The organism is Parasutterella secunda, from assembly GCF_016901835.1.
GTDB classification, from domain to species: Bacteria; Pseudomonadota; Gammaproteobacteria; order Burkholderiales; family Burkholderiaceae_F; genus Aphodousia; species Aphodousia faecavium.
The window spans coordinates 1-16,978 of sequence record NZ_JACJKX010000022.1 but is presented as its reverse complement, the minus strand read 5'-3'; the positions used below and the strand labels follow the sequence as shown (position 1 = coordinate 16,978).

General features: G+C 46.1%; 22 protein-coding genes and 1 tRNA gene. 7 read left to right on the top strand and 16 right to left on the bottom strand.

The genetic code is table 11. From position 1 onward, the window contains the following. Positions 1-167: 167 nt before the first annotated feature. The 5 genes from H5985_RS08775 to H5985_RS08755 all read right to left on the bottom strand — a co-directional run bounded on the left by H5985_RS08775 (position 168) and on the right by H5985_RS08755 (position 3,002). Positions 168-317, bottom strand: coding sequence for a hypothetical protein (locus tag H5985_RS08775; protein WP_205050941.1), 150 nt, complete (start codon positions 315-317; stop codon positions 168-170). 81 nt (positions 318-398) lie between these two features. Further along, positions 399-1,727, bottom strand: coding sequence for a Y-family DNA polymerase (locus tag H5985_RS08770; protein WP_205050940.1), 1,329 nt, complete (start codon positions 1,725-1,727; stop codon positions 399-401). Next, the gene (locus H5985_RS08765) at positions 1,664-2,287 is read right to left on the bottom strand and encodes a LexA family protein (RefSeq protein WP_205050939.1); all 624 of its coding nucleotides are present in this window, start codon (positions 2,285-2,287) and stop codon (positions 1,664-1,666) included. Before H5985_RS08765 ends, H5985_RS08770 begins: the two co-directional genes overlap by 64 nt. Continuing rightward, a complete protein-coding gene (locus H5985_RS08760) occupies positions 2,280-2,699 on the bottom strand; it encodes a hypothetical protein (RefSeq protein ID WP_205050938.1) in 420 nt (139 codons plus the stop codon). Before H5985_RS08760 ends, H5985_RS08765 begins: the two co-directional genes overlap by 8 nt. A gap of 51 nt (positions 2,700-2,750) precedes the next feature. Further along, a complete protein-coding gene (locus tag H5985_RS08755) occupies positions 2,751-3,002 on the bottom strand; it encodes a hypothetical protein (RefSeq protein ID WP_205050937.1) in 252 nt (83 codons plus the stop codon). A 129-nt stretch (positions 3,003-3,131) separates the two neighbouring features. Here H5985_RS08755 and H5985_RS08750 point away from each other — a divergent pair, with 129 nt between their 5' ends. Continuing rightward, positions 3,132-3,848, top strand: coding sequence for a hypothetical protein (locus H5985_RS08750; protein ID WP_205050936.1), 717 nt, complete (start codon positions 3,132-3,134; stop codon positions 3,846-3,848). Between the two features lie 30 nt (positions 3,849-3,878). Then, positions 3,879-4,322, top strand: a complete 444-nt coding sequence (locus H5985_RS08745) for a GNAT family N-acetyltransferase (protein WP_205050935.1) — start codon at positions 3,879-3,881, stop codon at positions 4,320-4,322. 163 nt (positions 4,323-4,485) lie between these two features. Here H5985_RS08745 and H5985_RS08740 read toward each other — a convergent pair whose 3' ends face one another. Both H5985_RS08740 and H5985_RS08735 read right to left on the bottom strand, forming a co-directional pair. Next, positions 4,486-5,163, bottom strand: a complete 678-nt coding sequence (locus H5985_RS08740) for an alanine--tRNA ligase-related protein (protein WP_338124968.1) — start codon at positions 5,161-5,163, stop codon at positions 4,486-4,488. Positions 5,164-5,588: 425 nt separating this feature from the next. Next, complete coding sequence (locus H5985_RS08735; protein WP_205050934.1) at positions 5,589-6,056, bottom strand: hypothetical protein; 468 nt, start codon at positions 6,054-6,056, stop codon at positions 5,589-5,591. Between the two features lie 142 nt (positions 6,057-6,198). Between H5985_RS08735 and H5985_RS08730 the strand changes: the two genes are divergently transcribed. Together H5985_RS08730 and H5985_RS08725 are read left to right on the top strand one after the other, a co-directional pair. Continuing rightward, positions 6,199-6,639, top strand: a complete 441-nt coding sequence (locus H5985_RS08730; protein ID WP_205050933.1) for a hypothetical protein — start codon at positions 6,199-6,201, stop codon at positions 6,637-6,639. A gap of 15 nt (positions 6,640-6,654) precedes the next feature. Then, a complete protein-coding gene (locus tag H5985_RS08725; RefSeq protein ID WP_205050932.1) occupies positions 6,655-7,695 on the top strand; it encodes a tetratricopeptide repeat protein in 1,041 nt (346 codons plus the stop codon). A gap of 53 nt (positions 7,696-7,748) precedes the next feature. On the opposite strand, the gene rlmB is transcribed toward H5985_RS08725, so the two are convergent. Then, positions 7,749-8,495, bottom strand: coding sequence for a 23S rRNA (guanosine(2251)-2'-O)-methyltransferase RlmB (rlmB, locus tag H5985_RS08720; RefSeq protein ID WP_205050931.1), 747 nt, complete (start codon positions 8,493-8,495; stop codon positions 7,749-7,751). 36 nt (positions 8,496-8,531) lie between these two features. Continuing rightward, positions 8,532-10,778, bottom strand: a complete 2,247-nt coding sequence (locus H5985_RS08715; RefSeq protein WP_205050930.1) for a VacB/RNase II family 3'-5' exoribonuclease — start codon at positions 10,776-10,778, stop codon at positions 8,532-8,534. Positions 10,779-10,953: 175 nt separating this feature from the next. Between H5985_RS08715 and H5985_RS08710 the strand changes: the two genes are divergently transcribed. Both H5985_RS08710 and H5985_RS08705 read left to right on the top strand, forming a co-directional pair. Continuing rightward, positions 10,954-11,038: transfer RNA gene (locus H5985_RS08710), tRNA-Leu, on the top strand. A 159-nt stretch (positions 11,039-11,197) separates the two neighbouring features. Then, positions 11,198-12,415, top strand: a complete 1,218-nt coding sequence (locus H5985_RS08705) for a tyrosine-type recombinase/integrase (protein WP_205050929.1) — start codon at positions 11,198-11,200, stop codon at positions 12,413-12,415. A 32-nt stretch (positions 12,416-12,447) separates the two neighbouring features. Here H5985_RS08705 and H5985_RS08700 read toward each other — a convergent pair whose 3' ends face one another. The 7 genes from H5985_RS08700 to H5985_RS08670 are packed head-to-tail and all read right to left on the bottom strand — an operon-like array spanning position 12,448 to position 15,273. Further along, positions 12,448-12,825 carry a hypothetical protein gene (locus tag H5985_RS08700; RefSeq protein ID WP_205050928.1) on the bottom strand — a complete coding sequence of 126 codons (378 nt, stop codon included), beginning with the start codon at positions 12,823-12,825 and terminating at the stop codon, positions 12,448-12,450. 2 nt (positions 12,826-12,827) lie between these two features. Then, positions 12,828-13,142, bottom strand: coding sequence for a Gp49 family protein (locus tag H5985_RS08695; RefSeq protein ID WP_205050927.1), 315 nt, complete (start codon positions 13,140-13,142; stop codon positions 12,828-12,830). A 2-nt stretch (positions 13,143-13,144) separates the two neighbouring features. Next, positions 13,145-13,588, bottom strand: coding sequence for a lysozyme (locus H5985_RS08690; protein WP_205050926.1), 444 nt, complete (start codon positions 13,586-13,588; stop codon positions 13,145-13,147). After that, a complete protein-coding gene (locus H5985_RS08685) occupies positions 13,566-14,069 on the bottom strand; it encodes a phage holin family protein (protein WP_205050925.1) in 504 nt (167 codons plus the stop codon). Before H5985_RS08685 ends, H5985_RS08690 begins: the two co-directional genes overlap by 23 nt. 15 nt (positions 14,070-14,084) lie before the next feature. Continuing rightward, positions 14,085-14,285, bottom strand: coding sequence for a hypothetical protein (locus H5985_RS08680; protein ID WP_205050924.1), 201 nt, complete (start codon positions 14,283-14,285; stop codon positions 14,085-14,087). Next, positions 14,282-14,521, bottom strand: a complete 240-nt coding sequence (locus tag H5985_RS08675; protein WP_205050923.1) for a hypothetical protein — start codon at positions 14,519-14,521, stop codon at positions 14,282-14,284. Before H5985_RS08675 ends, H5985_RS08680 begins: the two co-directional genes overlap by 4 nt. After that, positions 14,518-15,273 (bottom strand): DUF4376 domain-containing protein, encoded by a 756-nt coding sequence (locus H5985_RS08670; protein WP_205050922.1) that lies wholly within the window; start codon positions 15,271-15,273, stop codon positions 14,518-14,520. The genes H5985_RS08675 and H5985_RS08670 overlap by 4 nt, the downstream gene beginning before the upstream one ends. On the opposite strand from H5985_RS08670, the gene H5985_RS08665 reads away from it, so the two are divergent. Further along, entirely contained in the window at positions 15,272-16,465 is a 1,194-nt protein-coding gene (locus H5985_RS08665) for a tyrosine-type recombinase/integrase (protein WP_205050921.1), read from the top strand. The two genes, H5985_RS08670 and H5985_RS08665, sit on opposite strands and share 2 nt — an antisense overlap. Positions 16,466-16,978 lie beyond the last annotated feature (513 nt).

Here is a 16,978-nt window from a genome sequence, read left to right as displayed (position 1 = left end):
GGCTGTGAGCAAAGGTCTTCTACGCTGCGCTTCGAAGTCCTTTACTCACACCTCAGAATTTGCCTTAGACCTACGCCCCATCAATTGCACTTCGTTTTTGAATCTGTGATGGTAAACAACAAATAGCATCCAGAAAGTCGACCTCCCAGGTTACATTAATCAAAAGATCACTGGCGGTCGCGTTTGATTTCTTCCAACCATCCTTCTCCTGTGGTCGGCACTGTACGTTGATGTTGGAATGCGAAAAAGAGCTTGACTGCAAGCACCAGTCCCACCAATCCGAGAACGATTATTTCTAAATCGACGTTTTCCATCACAAGACCTTTTCAAGAAAGAGTTTTTTGAGTGTATCGATCCAATATGACAAATCAACGACCTGTCTTAATTAAGAGACAAAACTAACCGACCGCCAGCAATTCAGAAAACCGTGTGGTATAGGAGGGGCTGCGGCACTCACGCTTCATTTTCCAATCCTCCCCTTCCCGTTTAACCGTTGACCGACAAACGGTTCCTTTCCCATACCGGTTATTCAGCTCATCAATCACAGCTGATAGCCTGTTTGAGCGTTCATTTTCAAAGGCAAAGAGATCGTCTTCGATATCGTCTTCACATTGAATGTTCTCTAACGACACTCCGGCCTTCTTATAAGCAATCCCCGCTCGATAAAGCTTATTGAGCAATTTATCGACAGCGTCCATGAAACTTTGTGTGTCGTTTACCGGAATGCCGAGATCCTGAGTATCAAAACCGTAATAACTCGGGGCATCCAACCGGAAACGGTTTGAAAGAATGAATACACCGATTCGACTGGCCTTCAGCTTTTCCTCCCGAAGCACTTGGGCTGCCTCTTCAGTGTGCATGGTCAGAGCACTCAAAAGATCTTCTTGACTATAAACATCTTTCGCAAAGCTTCGACTGCGAACCAGGCGCTGCCGGGTGGGTGCTACCGGTTCAAAATCAATACAGGATAGTCCCCGCAATTCCCTTGCTGTCTGAAGAACGGTAACCGGGAAAAACTGCTTAATAAGAGATTCAGAGGCTTGAGCAAGGTCCAAAGGCGTCTCGATCCCTAACTTAACCATGCGTTTACTGAGTTGAGATCCGATCCCCCATACTTCATCAATCGGTTCATAAGCCAGTGCTTTCTTTCGGCGTTCAGAAGTAAGATCGTTCCAATTCAATACCCCATGGAATCCCGGGATATGTTTGGCCAGATGATTGCAGTATTTAGCCAACGTCTTCGTTGGGGCAATCCCCACACAGGCCGGAATCCCGACCCAGCGCCACACTCGCTGCCGGATTTTTTGACCTAATTCCGTCAGGTCACCCGGCAAACCGGTTAAATTAGCAAAGCACTCGTCGATGGAATACACCTCAATCTCAGGCACCAACGACGCAATGCTTCTCATCATGCGTGAGGACATATCACCGTACAACTCGTAATTGCTGGAAAAAACCGCCACATTGTGTTTTTCCACAGTAGCTTTGACCTTAAATAGTGGCGTTCCCCGCTTTAATCCCAAAGCTTTCGCTTCTCGAGTGAGCGTAACGATGCAGCCGTCGTTATTACTCAAAACGACCACAGGTCGTTTTAATAAATCCGGCCGAAAAACACGCTCGCAGGATGCGTAAAACGAATTGCCATCGATCAGTGCATACATGATTAGGCGATTCTCGTTGTCGTCATCGGTTTGATAACGTAGTTCACCACCCCAAAGAGCATCCACTGCTCCCCTTCTTTCGGGTAGATATCGGGATACTGACCGGAAGCATTCTCTGCCTTCAGGTAAAACCCGTCCGCTGTCTTGATAAAGCGTTTGACCGTGTAGTCATCATCAATTTGCATGACAACGATGTCATTATTTTTCGGTGTCCTTGAGCGATCCACCACCATAAGGTCACCGTCAAAGATTCCGGCGTCAATCATGGATTGACCGGCTACCCTCAGGACAAACGTGGCTGGTGCGTTATCAATCAGTAAGTCATTAAAGTCCAACGTTTCCTTGTAGCTTTCTGCCGGCGACGGGAATCCTGCCTGAACGGAATATTCATACAAAGGAACAGAGACTTTGCTCACCGGCATCACCGCTTTCGCCCATGAGGGAACCGTAAGGTTGTCTTCTTTTAAATTAGTAAGCGCCATGCGCAGCCATTGACCACCGCCCTTAGCTTTAAACGTCTCTTTTTGCTCAGGCGTCACGCGAGCAATGATAGTCGCAGCCAAGGCCTCATCCCCTAAAGGCTTGCGTCCAGCGTTATCTCTTTTTCCACCGCGTCCATTACTCATTTCTATATTCCTTCAGGTTAGCTTTCGGAATTTCGTTTTCATTGGCATAGCCCATAAAGGGAATCCGTATCTGCACTTCGTGCACTTTACCCAAAAAGATCAACCCCTCAAGACTCTTTATTTGTTTCGGTTTGGTCACGTCAGAAATATACGTAAAACTCCCATCCCCATTACGAATCAATTTAGCGATGTCCTTTGGTTTGTCAGTCCCCTGCTCAAAAACATAAAAGTCATCCCCGTCATAAGATTTGATCGCCGTATTGACCAAAAGGCGCATCCCTTTTTCGATATCGGGTGCCAGAGCGTCATCAGCGGCATAAATTATTACCCCTGAAACATGATCCTCTTCTATTTCAAAAGCATTGCCGGGACCATAAATGTATGTCCGCACCGGTTCATCCGGATCAATCAAACAACGAGATACGATTTTTACACGCTTACACGCTTATCTTTACTTCTCTTATCAGTTGAATCCATAGCCCGTGTTTCCATAGTTATTGTCCTTTTTCACTTTAAAGAGCACCTGCGGGTACCGACTTTGTAGTTTGTTTTTAACTTCTTCAGCACTCGTTTCCGTATCAAAGAAACTCGTCCAAGCTTTGTTTCTTTGCAGACGATAGTCAGGTCTCAACCCTCGTGCTCCATAAACCGAGATTCCTGAGAACCTACGCATACCGTGTAATTTCGCTTGCAAATAAAATTTCACCCCTGTCATGATCTATCCTCTAGCGAAATACCGAATTAACTCATTTATTTGATATTGTAATACAATACCAGAAAGAAATAAAAGGCCTAAAACTTCCTTCTTCAGAAAATAATTTTTTCCGTTAAACTGACCCGCATCATGCAGTACATCACAGGATTTCACGCTTTAAATTGTCATTCTTCTCTCAGGGCGCCGGACACGTTACCGGTGGCCGTGGACTGGACGTACCCGGAAATCGCTGATACTGAAACCGCATTTTTCAAGGACTTCAGTATTGAAACGAATAAAGAAATTCCCTACTTGACGGGCACTCATAACGTGGCCAACCCGATCCGAGCTGTTTTAGATTTAGTTATCCAAGGAAAAGAAAAAGAGCTGACCGGACTTAAGCACAAGATTCTGGCTAATGACCTATTAACCGAAGAGCTATTTAATAAGGTTATTGAACTTCAAGCTCAAAGTCTTTGGAATGATGTCAGTTGGTCTATCGGCTGCGAGTACGGCATCGAATGGCTTGATTTTCTGACATCGAAGAATATCGCTTGGCCGACAAACCCTAATCCGAGTTTTGAACCGGTAGCACCGGCCGATAATAGTCTGTTGTCGTTCGTCCAAGCTCGTATCAGTGAATTTAAGCAATTTCAGAAAATTTCGACGCTCGCCGGCCTTTTTCATTCCGTATTATTTCGGGAGGCGGAAGTCAATCGGATGGTCAAAATCGAGCTGAGGGTGTTTCTCAGCAAGCTTCAGTCTGAAGAATTGCAATTTCTAATGGCGATTGAACATTACCCTGAAAGTAATCACGTATTTCAGACAGACTTTATGAAGTTACGAACAATGTTAAAAATGGACTGATCAACAGAAGTTTTCTCAATTGCTTTCAATATGGAAATACGTGAAATCAAAAAGAACAAAAAACAATTTATCTCGTTGCTCCTTTTAGCAGACGAACAAGAAAACATGATTGATCGTTACCTCGATCGCGGTGCAATGTTTGTGCTTGATGATGGGGGCGTTCGAAGCGAGTGCGTAGTGACAGATGAAGGTGAAGGAGTACTAGAAATCAAAAACATCGCAACCTATCCTGTCGACCAAAGAAAAGGTTACGCCAGTTCGTTAATTCAATATGTTGCAGAGAAATATCGGGATCAATTTTCTGTTCTACGCGTAGGTACTGGGGACAGTCCGGCGACAGTCCCCTTTTACGAAAAGCTTGGCTTTGTTCGTGTTGGTTGCATCAAGAATTTTTTCAGAGATAACTACAACCACCCGATCATTGAAAATGGCGTCCAACTTGTTGACATGATTATTCTTCAGCGCCGACTCTGACCATGACTATGTTACCGTTCGTACATCAGCAAGACAATTTTTGAAGACAATCTTCAAAATTTGAGCTTCCATCTAAAAAATTGTTAAATTCTTGCGAAAAGTACTCTCATTAAGTCAATCTAAAGTGCACAAAAAACTTTGAATAAACAATTGATTACAGGAATCAGACCAAATAGATTTCTATTCGTTCCTTATTGTGGCCTTGTCTACTTCGTTTAAGCTTTAAAGCACCGATTTCACTAGTTCGCCTAATGTGAGTTCCTCCACAGGGGACTTTGCCGAACCCTTCAATTCCCCAGTAACGTACTTCATCTGCTTCATTACTAAATGCGCTGATAATCGGTAAGTCGGCTGCAATCAGTTCTTTAGCCTTTTGCTCTAAAAATGGGAAAATTTCGGAAATGTTATTTTCCCAAATAAAATCAATCCGAGCTTTTTCTGAAGTAATGTTGGCACCTATTTTCTGCGGTTGATTGAAGTTTTGATTCACGAGTTCCAGAATGATCTCCGCCGCAAAATGTAATCGCATGATTTTGTAGCGCTTCGCCCAATCAATTTTCAACACAACCGTATCACCAACGTTTAAGTGGTGGTTTTCCTCTATGGTGTAGAAAATTTGTTTGCCGAGTTTTTTCGCTTCGAGTATAGGGAAATTATTGATAGTGCCGACATCCGACTGTTGTCCGCCTGAAAAAGCGTAGACGATTGTTTCCTTGAGGGTGATGACATTATCAGCGACAGAGGTGACGGTTGTCACTAATTCGGTTCGATAAGGATCTTCCCAAAAGACTTTTTTTACAGGATCCATGATTGGCAAACAAAATGTAGAATACTCAGTCACAGTCTACACAGATTTCGAATCTGGTTGATTTAAATCATTTTGGGGTACAGTTTAATTTCTCCCATAGCGATTAAAAAATCAGGAAAAAAAGCCCACTGCAACGGTCAAGCTACAGTGGGCGATAAAATCGGAAAGGTAGCTAGGCTCATTGCCTGCGCTTTCCTGAACGAAACCGATCTCCCTCAAACGATTCCGTTCACCTGATGAAACCGATGCGATCACCGCATCCCCCTCGTTTCATCCGGCACGAGCACCCGTAAGCGAAGAACCGAGCACCCGGCAGACCACGAAACCACAATACCGTTTCATTGTCCACGCTTTTATTGTCAGCTTTTTTGACAGAAAAGAATAGTAGGACTTTCCTTACCCCTTAAGAGGGATTTTCTAAGGAAATCGATAGTAATAATCTGTTTTGAGAAGGAAAATTAACGCCAGGGAATCTCACCCGGGAAAAGTCGATCGACGAGTTCACGCAATTCCACTGAGGCATCGTTGACAGAATCCAATAAGGTCGGTTTGTCGGTTCGTTCATCCCATTGAACCGTATAGACATTATTGTGGCGACCCTGTTCAGTCAGTTCCAACTTAGCATAACGAAGCGTCGAGTAGGTCCAGGAAGAGCCGTATACGGCATCATAGCGAAGCGTCATGGGACAGGAATTGATGATGGTCTTTGTATCATCGGCTTCGACTCGCATCACTTTGAGGCCCTTATCCATTAAAGCCCGACGCAAAGTGAGGAAGACCTGCGGACGTACAGAAGGATTATCGACAAGGCAGAGATTTTTCTGGCCTGCAGCATGCCAATCGTTATTGGGGGTGACTGTTGAGCAGCCCGCCAGCACAACGGGTAAAGCAAGAGCAGATACCAGTAAAAACGAAGATAAACGCATGATAATCCTTAAAAGATATGGGCTGATTGTATACGTTCCGTCTGAAATTACAATAGAAAAATCTCTCTATTCATAAAAAGATAATTCTCATTTAATGTTTTCGAAATACAATGCCGCAATTGATTTGATTGGTACTAAAGATATGTCTGAAAGAAATACTCCCGCGCTCTGGAATCCGATGTGGGCGATTTTACTGAGCTTTATCTTCACCCCTGTCTTCGGCGGCATTGTCTGCGGGCTCAACTGGCGCGCCATGGGTAAAGAAGAATTAAGCGTACGCTCCTTCAGCTTCATGCGCTCCACGCTTTTTATCATGGTGCTGTATATCTTTGCAGAGCCCATGCTTCGCGGCATCCCCTACACTCAATATGTGCTTCTGGCCATCATCGTGGGGTTGTGGCTTGTCTGGACCTTCATGGACGGTATCAAGCAACTTCGCTATGTGAACGACACCTACGGTGAAGATTACGAACACAAATTCTGGGGCAAGTGCATCTCCTGGGGTGTGGGCGGCTGGGTTGCCTACTATGGCTTAGCCATCACCTATGTGATCGGCCTTCACCTTTTGGGATTGGATATCTAACCGATCAGGCAAATCATGGCAGGACGCTCAAGCAGTAAAAAAGCCGCCGAATCGCGAAATGCCCGAGCAAACTACGTGCTGGGGCTCTTGGGCGGCGTTGCTGTCTCGCCTCCGCAAGCGTCTAAAGAAGCCATGCAATACTATGCCCGGGCTGCTGCCGAGGGCAATCCCGATGCCCAGTATCAATTAGCCAAATTGCTCGTTGAGGGACAAACCCTTTCAACCAATAATCGGGCGGCGCTCAAGTGGCTTAAAAAAGCTGTGGAAAAAGACCATGCAGCGAGCCAACATCTTCTGGGCCGCATGTACTTAAAAGGACAAGGCGTCACCCGAGATGAGCACCGTGCATTAGAACTCTTACGACAGGCAGCCATTTCCGGCAACGCGGATGCTGAGTACGATCTGGGATGTGCTCTTTTAGAAGGAATTGCCGGTGAAACGGATGCCTATCAGGCTCTTCGCTGGTTTCGTCTGGCAGGAGCCCAAGGGCACGTACAGAGTCAATATCGCGTAGGCTACGCCCTGGCCCACGGCGCAGGCTGCCAGATTGATTTACAGCAGGCGGCCACGTGGCTCAGAAAAGCAGCCATCAACGGTGATCCCAAGGGCCAATACGAATTCGGACTTCTTTTTATTCACCCCGACTACACCAAGCGCAACGAAGAGGAAGCTTTCCGCTGGATTCGTTTGTCTGCTTTGGCCGGATTTGCTCCGGCACAATACCAACTCGCTCTTTTTTATCAGGCAGGCGAAGGCACTCTCGCCTCCTATGAAGAGGCTTTTATCTGGGCCAGACGCGCTGCCGCCCAGGGCGAAGCAAAGGCACTGATTTTATTGGCTAACCTCTACCGGTTCGGTGCCGGTACCGCTGTCAATATCACCGCGGCTTACGCCATTGCTTCTTACTTGTCGGCTACCGATAACCCGACAGCGGCAGCACTCCTTCAAACACTAGAGCCGCAAATTACCTCCTCGCATCGCAGTGAAGTGCAAAAATTGCTCTCGGGAGTAAAAAGTGCGGTCGAGCTCATCGCCGTCATTTCCGCTCAACAATAAAAAAAGCAAGGCCGTCAACCGAAACCTTGCTCTTTTTTAGCTACGTCGATTGCCTATTTTTTCTGATAGCGTTGACGCACGCTTTCAAATAAGCAAATGCCGGTTGCAACCGAAACGTTCAGACTTTCAACGGAACCCGTCAAAGGAATCTTCGCCAAATCATCGCAGCGCTTACGTGTTAACTGTCTTAAACCCGGTCCCTCGGCTCCCATCACCCAAGCAAAAGCGCCGGTCTGATCAAAGTCGTAAATGGTTTTGGTCGCTTCCCCTGCTGCACCCACAACGACCACTCCCGCTTCACGCAATTCGACAATAGCGCTGGCCAAATTGGTCACCGTTACAACAGGAACCGTCTCCGCAGCTCCTGCTGCAGCTTTGGCTGCCGCAGGCGTTACCGTTGCCGATCGGTCTTTCGGAATAATCACTGCCTGAACGCCCGCTGCATCGGCCGAGCGCAGACAGGCACCGAAATTTCTGGGGTCCGTAATACCGTCCAAAATCAAGAACAAGGAATCGGGACGGATTTGATCCATGAGCTCATCAAATGTGAGACTGACCTCAAGGGGCTTGGCCATCGCCACAATTCCCTGGTGGGGAATGTCGCCTGAGACCATGCCGCTTAAGCGGTCGTGGCCGGCTTGCATCACACGCACGCCGAAGCTTTCCAATTCAGCCCGCATCTGACTCATGCGTTTGTCGCGACGCTGCGGATCGACATAAACACAAACGATGGAGTCCGGATCCTTTCTCAAACGGGCACCCACTGCGTGAAAGCCCGCCAAAATAATGTTTTTAGCCATAATTTATTTTCTAATTAGTTAAACGCCACCATTGTATCAGCGACGCGACCGACTGATGCGGAAATCAATGCGCCGGCGGTCCTCATCAACATCAATGAGACTTACGGTGACCACATCCCCCACCGCGAACTCCTCACCGAACGTTTCTCCGACAAGCTTTCCTTCGATGGTGTAACCGTAGTAATCAAAACCGATATTGGAAATATGAACAAAGCCGTCTACAAAAATGTCCTGCAGCTGCACATAAAGACCGTAAGAAGTCACGGCCGTAATGGTCGCCGTGAACTTTTGCTTGTCGCTTGCAATTGACTTCATGTATCGGCACTTAAGCCACGCCGTTACATCGCGGCTTGCGTCATCGGCCCTGCGTTCACAGGCACTTGTGATTTTGCCCAATTCAACCCAGGCGCCTCTTGAGGGGTCAGTAGCCTGTTCTTTTTCAGGTTGCGGCATCGCCAAAAGCGTGCGTTTGAGTGTCATGCCGCTTAAGCTGTTTAATACCGAACAGCTCGCCGCATAAACCGTCGGTCGATAAGTCCTGCGCGACAAAATCCCTCGGATCGTGCGGTGTACAAGCAAATCGGGATAACGTCTGATGGGTGACGTGAAATGCGTATACGCTTCGTAACCCAAGCCGTAGTGGCCAATGTTGTCAGGCGAATAAACGGCACGTTGCATGGAGCGCAAAAGCGCTGTCTGAATCACATCGCTGTAGGGCTTGTCGCTCACGGCCTCGACAACGGCCTCGTAGTCTGCCGCCGTGGGCTTATTGCCGCCCGAGAGCGACAATCCGAATCCGGAGAGTGTGCGACGAAGCTCGAGCAACTTATCAACCGAGGGGCTGTCGTGGACACGATACAGGCTCAACTTCTTATGTCTGCCGATAAAGTCTGCCGCACAAGTGTTGGCTGCGAGCATACACTCTTCAATCAATCGGTGTGCGTCATTGGACTCACGGGCAACGATTGCCACAATATCACCTTTTTCATCGGTCTTCACCAACGTTTCCCGAGTGGCAAAATCAATCGCGCCTCGCGTCTTGCGAGCCTGTCTCAACACTTTATAGAGCGCATAAAGATTATCCAGGCTACCTCTGACCGTAGCCGGAACATCGGTTTCTTCAACGGCTTCTCCGCTCAGATACTTCCAGGCATTGGTGTAGGTTAATCTCGCGTGCGAGTGAATGACACCGGGATAAAACTGATAGGCCTTTACCATACCGAGCGAATCAATCACCATGTCACAGACCATCGTCAGGCGATCGACGTTCGGGTTAAGTGAACAAAGGCCGTTACAGAGTTTCTCTGGCAGCATCGGGATAACGCGTCTGGGGAAATACACGGATGTACTTCTCATCTGCGCATCATGATCGATATCGCTTCCCGGTTTGACGTAGTAGCTCACATCAGCAATAGCGACCAAAAGTCTGAAGGCGCCGTCTTTTAAAGGCTCGGCATAAACTGCGTCATCGAAGTCTCGGGCGTCCTCCCCGTCAATCGTACAAAACGGGACATCTCGCAAATCGACGCGTCGGGCGCGGTCTTTAGCGAGAACTTTTTCGGGTAGTTTCTCTGCCTCCTGCATCGTACCGGGGCTGAATTCATAAGGTAAATTAAATTGACGGACCGCCAATTCGATTTCCAAGTCTGCGTCGTTATTGACTTCAAGAACCCGATCAATCCGCACATAAACTCTGGGGTCGTCCTTACTCGGGTAGCGTTCAATCGCAGCGACTGCTTTTTGATCGACCCAAGCCTCCAGAACCGAGTCGGGCTCCGTGAATTTCACACTTAAATTGCAAAGCCTCGGATCAAACTTTTTAAAGTGATAAGTGACTTTCCCGTTTTTCGACTTATTCTTTTTGACTTCGCCCACAATCTCCGCCACGGCATGGTCGATCACTTCCGTGACATTGGCAAAAAGATACACGTCATCCCAGGGCTCAGAGGAATGCCCCGCACGGAAACGCACGGCATCGCCCGGTAAATAGAGTTTTGCTGCATCCTGAGTGAGCGAAAAACGCTCTCCCGTATCGTCTTCGATAACATAGGGAAGGTTTTGTGCAGGGGTAACCACAATACCCGTGTGTTCTTTTTTAGCCTTATGCGTGAAACATTTTCTCTGGGAATCGAACCGTACACGACTGTCACCCATCAGGCGATCCAGAACCAACGCAAAAAGGCTTTCGTTGAGTTTACGGTAGTGTTGGGAGAGCAAAACGTACAATTCCGACGTGTCCAGATCAGTCGCTGACTGACTGAGGATCTCCACGGCTTTTTGCACGAGCTCCGTGACGACATAATTTTTAACCCGCCCTTGAGTAGATTTCGTTTTTTTAGCAGCGGATCGTTTTTCTTTAACAATTTTCGGTCTGGGTGTTTTCTTTAAATTTGGCAACTTCTTTTCTCTTTCGTATATAATTGCGACTTCTGTGACAAACCTTCGGTTTGCACAATAAGCCCGGGTGGCGAAATTGGTAGACGCACCAGCTTCAGGTGCTGGCGCTGCGAGGCGTATCGGTTCGAGTCCGATCCCGGGCACCAACTTTTATTCAGTTATATTCGGTTTTATTCAGTTTTATTCGGCTTTTCAAAGACTTCTCAATAAAAACTATTCAGTTTTATTTAGTCTTATTCGGTTTTATTCAATTCTTGTTGTACAATTTTTCGTACAATTTTTCGTACAAAAAAACTTCGATTATTATGCCTGCCAAACAAAAGCTAAAAGCGAAACAACTGAACACCTTGCCAGACGGATTTTACCCCGATGGCGATGGGCTTTACCTGCATGTTAAAGGAAATGCCCGATCTTGGGTACTAAGATATCAATTTAATAAAAAAACTCACAAAACAGGACTGGGATCTTTACGCTTTGTGAGTTTGGCTGAGGCCAGAGAAAAAGTATTCAAAATCAAAAAGGAATTGGCTAACGGTATAACCCCTATTGAGTTAAAGCACCAAGAAAAGCAAAAAATTGATATTGAAATTTCTGTCAGACGCTTTGTTGATCACTATGCAGAAGCCATAGAGAACGCTAAACGAGTCAGAAAGTGGACTAGCTTCAGGCAATCAATGCGTTGGTATAAAACCATTGAACGGTACGCCCTCCCTGTCATTGGTAATATCGAAATTTCCAAAATCAATCGAGATCATATCCTAAAAATTTTAAATCCAATCTGGGATACTAAAACCGAAACCGCAGCAAAACTTCAAAGAATGCTTTCCGGCGTCTTTGATTATTTCATTTCAAAGGGTTGGATTGGAGAAAATCCCGCCCGTTGGAAGACAGGCCTTGACCAATTTCTCCCTTCACCCAGTAAGGTTCAAACGGTCACCAATCACCCAGCTTTGCAATGGGAAAAAATCCCCGAAGTAATAAAAAATTTATTGTCTAGTAACTTAACTCAATATGACGATTTAACAATGCGGTACGCAACTGTTTTTGGAATTGTCACTGCCAGCCGAATTCAAGAATTTGTGGAAGCAAAATGGGATGAGATTGACTTCGACTCAAACACGTGGATCATGCCCATTGAGCGCAGAAAAGACCGAAAGCTTTACCCTCACAGAGTTCCCTTACCTCGGCAAATGATCTGGCTGCTTAAGGAGCTAAAGAAAAACCTCAAAGGCGAATACATATTCTGCCCTCCAGATAAGCTTGGACATATCTCCAAAGAATCCCCTATCCGATATTTACGACTGGCGGCTGATGATCAAATTGTCACGATGCACGGCTGCAGAAGTACTTTTAGAGATTGGTGTGCGGAACACAAGATAGATAAGGTACTTGCAGAGAAAGCATTGAGTCATGCTACAGGCAATGAAGTTGAACAGGCATATCAGAGATCTGATCTTCTAGAGTTAAGGCGCCCTGTAATGCAGGAATGGTCAGATTATTGCTTCTCAAAAATAAAACAATAAAGAAAGCCAGGGCGATGCCCTGGCGATTCTACCTATTTTCGGAGCGCTTTAAGATAGCTGTCAGCTCGGTTGAGTAGCTCTTCACCTCTAACTGCCAGTCTCGCAAGCTCGCCTCGTTCACGGCGGCAGGTTTCCAAACTTGTTCGGGCGTGACTGAACTCATTGAGTTCGCGCAACCGCTGAGCATTGTCATTACGTACGCGCTCAAGAGAAGCAGCAAGCTCTTCCACACGCTTTTCATAGTTCTTTTTCACCTCTTTTTGGGCAATTTCTACAGCAGACGCTTGACGTGCAGCTGCTTCAGCAGTACCGTGATCAAACCCCAAGTCGTAGCAAAAGTGAGCAGCAAAAGCTGCGACAAAGAGTCCGATCACGAAACCAATGCTTCCAATTTTCAATGTTTCTGTCATGATCAGATAATGTTCGGAAGAGTTGCCTCAATCGGTCTCGCAACATCTGCATAAGCTTCAAGCGCGAAGATCTGGTCTCGTGCTTTCGAGAAAGAAAGACGTTTTGCAAGATCCTCGTCAAAGTTCCTGGGATCTTTGCACGACGCGGAATCGACAACAGTAAAGCCTGACTTTAAGACAATGCTGCAGATCATCGTTGCAGTGCCTGGAACACGATAAAACTCCGCACGGTCAATCAAGAGGTCAACTCGTGACGGTTCAACAAACGGAAACTTTGCTTGTTTCCTAGCTTCGTCTCTTATTTCAGATGTACTCATTTTCAATCCTTTAAAAAGAGGTCATGTTCAGCTTTACGACGGCGAGTTAAACCCGCCACTTTCTTTCCACCGGCTAAGTCAAAATCTAAAAATTCATCTGCAGCGCCTTCCCGGTCGCCGCTATTGAGCTTCCTCAGAAGTTTCGACTTCATCAGAGCTCCGACACCGACATTAAATGCAAGCGACACTAGAGCAATGAATTCGTTTTGTGTAACTGGAACATTGACATAGTGAGCAAGCAGTAACTGTGTCTCTCGAATATCATCGACTAGCCACGCTTTCGCCAAATCTTGCATACAAGTGTCGCCTTCTCGGACGCCTTGTGTGTGCCCGTATCCGATTGTCCAGACACCAGCTGCACATTTGTAAGCGGTCAACTTACAGCCTTCGAAAGACGAAATAAAACCCGCAGCCATGCCGGGGTCATAAGTTCCGATGTTTTTCATTTTCACGTTTGGCCTCCATTGCCAAATGTTTATCGACCTGTCGGTCAAGGTAAAGATTGACTCCGTCGAGTATGTGTTTAAAAACTGGTGGAACGACGTGCCCAAGTCCCGCCTTCTCAAGATTTTCGATGATTGATCCGAATTCCCCTGCTATGTAAGCGACTATGATGATGGACTGCACAAAGTCCACGTGAATCAGATCGTGCAAAGCGACATCTAGACCATGTGCCAGTGCGACCATTACAAAAATGATGATTTTTCGGATCGTCCCGTAAAACAGCTCTCGGCTTTTCCACTGTCGGTTACGTACTGCTGAAAGGATCCCGGTAACGTAGTCCAGAACAACAAAGCTCGCAAGCCAAACAATCAGTGGCCCAATATCACCGAAAGCAAAAGAGAACATCGCCCCAACAGTACCGCCAAGAGCCATCATCACTCTGTCTGCCGAATGTGGCAATAAGTTTGAAACTGCGTTTATCACAACGCCTCCGAACAGTTACAAAAATAAATAACCGACGGCGACGCCGATTACAAAAGTGCAAACGGAAACAACAACCCAAAATACACGTGTCTTACGCCGGGTGTTTGTGTCCATCGTTTCTTTTTCCGATTCGAGCTTTTTATAGAGCTCATCGGCGATTTCTTTACCTTTGCTTCCAAAATCCTTTAATGCATTTTTCAATTCTTCTTTTGTCATGATCGTAACTCGGGAGGTAAGTGAGAACGTTCAAGTTCGCTCTCGTATGATGATTTGCAATGTTCTTCTTGCCAGAAGAAGATGTGGTCAATTAACCAAGCAGGCCACAATCGTGATCCATCTTTTTTGTGACGAAAAGCGCGACTGCTTAAAGTCTCATCGGCATAACCACCAAGCAAGGTATTAAAAAACTGGTCGATTGCAATCAAGACCTGTAATCCGTCGGGATGGTTCATTTACTAAAGTCCTCAGCTATAAACTTAATTTCAATTGCTTCAAGTTCTTCTTTACTCTGAGCAACCTGAATCGCAGATCGAAGAGCCCATTTCTGTTGATAAGCTGACTGACCGTTTTGAATGATTTCAACTTGAACTACCTTTAATTGAGCAAGATTCAATGAATGTGGCTGATTTTCAGCATCCATGAATTCAACTGTATTTCGAGATTTCTCTGGTTGTGCCTCAAGAGTTGTCACCAAACCGTTTACGTCCATCATTGCGCGAGAATCTGAATCAACAGTAAAACCAAGGCTTGTCGTCACCGTTGCTCTGTCCTGATACCAAGATTTAAAAGCAGAATCGAGCTCCGACAGTTTCTGTGTTCTTAGTTCTTCAACAGTCTGCTCGGGAATCTTTTCCACAGACCACCACAAACCCTCTTCTTCCGAACCGCGAATTACCCGATAGTGCTCAGAATCTTTTGACACGAGTTCCTGCAAAATCTGACGAAGCATCTGATTATGGAGAGTTTGGCTCTTATGAGAGACATAAACTCCTAAAAACTCCTCGGCTGTAGTCGGGATTTTTTCCAAATCCCAACCTTCACCATTAAAACGACCAAACCACCCATCTGGGATATTCGGCTTGATTTGAGTTGAGTTCACAGGAATCAGAAATTTCTCCTTATTCTTGGGACTTCTTTGGGCAATTCGGCTGCATACAAAATAGCCGTCTTCATCAAAGCAATAGACTAAAGGAGCTTCAGTCATGGCAAACCTCACAAATAAAAAAATAGCGGCATTAAAGCCGCGGGAAAAAAGATACTCGATAGCAATTGAAAAAGGTCTCACGGTTCGAGTTCATCCGTCAGGCCAAAAATCGTTTTTAGTTCGAATTCCTCAAAACGGTCGAACAATTGACATAACACTTGGTCAATTCCCAGAAATGTCTTTAATGCAAGCACATCAAGCCGCTCGTAAACAATTGCAAGCCTATTCGTTAGATCCTGTGGCTGGATACACTTTGCGTGATGCTTTTGTATTGTGGTGCAATCTGAAACGCGGTCGCATCGTCAGCTATGCCGATGAGAAGCGACGAATTGAGTTTTACCTGATGCGTCACATCGGAAATCGACAGCTCGATGAGATCACAGCGCCACTTGTTATAAAAATAGTCAAACCAATTGAAAACTCCGGTAAACGATCTACGTTGAAAAGAATCCTCATGCGTCTGCGTGAGATCCTCGATATAGCTGTTTGTGCAGGATATATCGAACACAACCCGATCAATCGAGTTTCAAAAGTATTTGCGCCACCAGTTACAAAACCAATGGCATCTGTCGACTGGCGAGAGCTTGAGCGCGTGATGCGCATCTTTCTTAAAGCGGATCTGCGGATGCAGAACTTCTTTTTGTTTTCTCTCTGTTCAATGCTTAGGCCAGGAGAAGTCGCAAAGCTCGAAAAGTCATGGATCGAAGCGGATACTCTTACGATTCCTTCTTCTCAAATGAAAAAAGGGAGAGAACATAGAGTGCCGCTCACGCCTTTCATGCTACGTCTTCTTGAGCGTGAGAAGATGTTTTCTCCTCATCCACGTAACAAGTATGTTTTTGCCGGCCGAAAGTCAGACAGACACATTTCTAAACAAGCACTTGCGAAATGGCTACATGCCTCAGATTTACGAGGACAATTAGTTGCACATGGACTCCGATCAATTGCGAGGTGCTGGCTCGCAGACAACGGCATCCAATTTGAAGTTGCAGAAGCTTGCCTGTCTCACGCTGTCGGTGACAAAGTTTATCGAGCCTACCAACGCTCAGACTTTTTTGAGTCCAGAAAGTCTGTCATGCTACGCTGGAGCTCATTCGTTAGTGAATGTGCTAAATGTGCTGGACTTTTGGATGATTCTTTTGGATCATCAAATAATTACACCCAACCAAACACGAATGCTGCTCTGTGCTGAGCACACAGATAGAAACCATATTTAACGGGATTTCTACTGAAAGTTGAAATCCCAAACATGAGTGGTGAATTGTCTCAGCTTTCGTCTGACCTGTTGCTTGTAAACGGTGTTTTCTCAAATACCTCCGTTTCAGTACCGAAACACACTTCTTCTCTCGGTACAGATCAAGACGAAGTAATTTTGAGATTTAATGCAAACAACAGCAATGCAATCTATAACGGAACGAAGGTTCAACAACCTGCATTATCGGTGTTGCCCTGTATCCGCTTTTAGTACCGAATGCAGGGCAAGGTTTGCAGAGCCAATGGCTGTAGCTTGTTTCCCGAATAGGTTGAAGAAGCCCTCGATGCGTCAATGGAGATTGTTCGAGCGTATCCGTATGATCCTGCTTCATTAGCACCGAGTCTAATTGTTGCGGGGGAGTCTAAAAACACTCCGATTGCATCATTTTCGGCTCCAATCACACCTGCTGAGTTGTAAATTGTCCCCGTCATGTTTGGTGGCCAAACATTA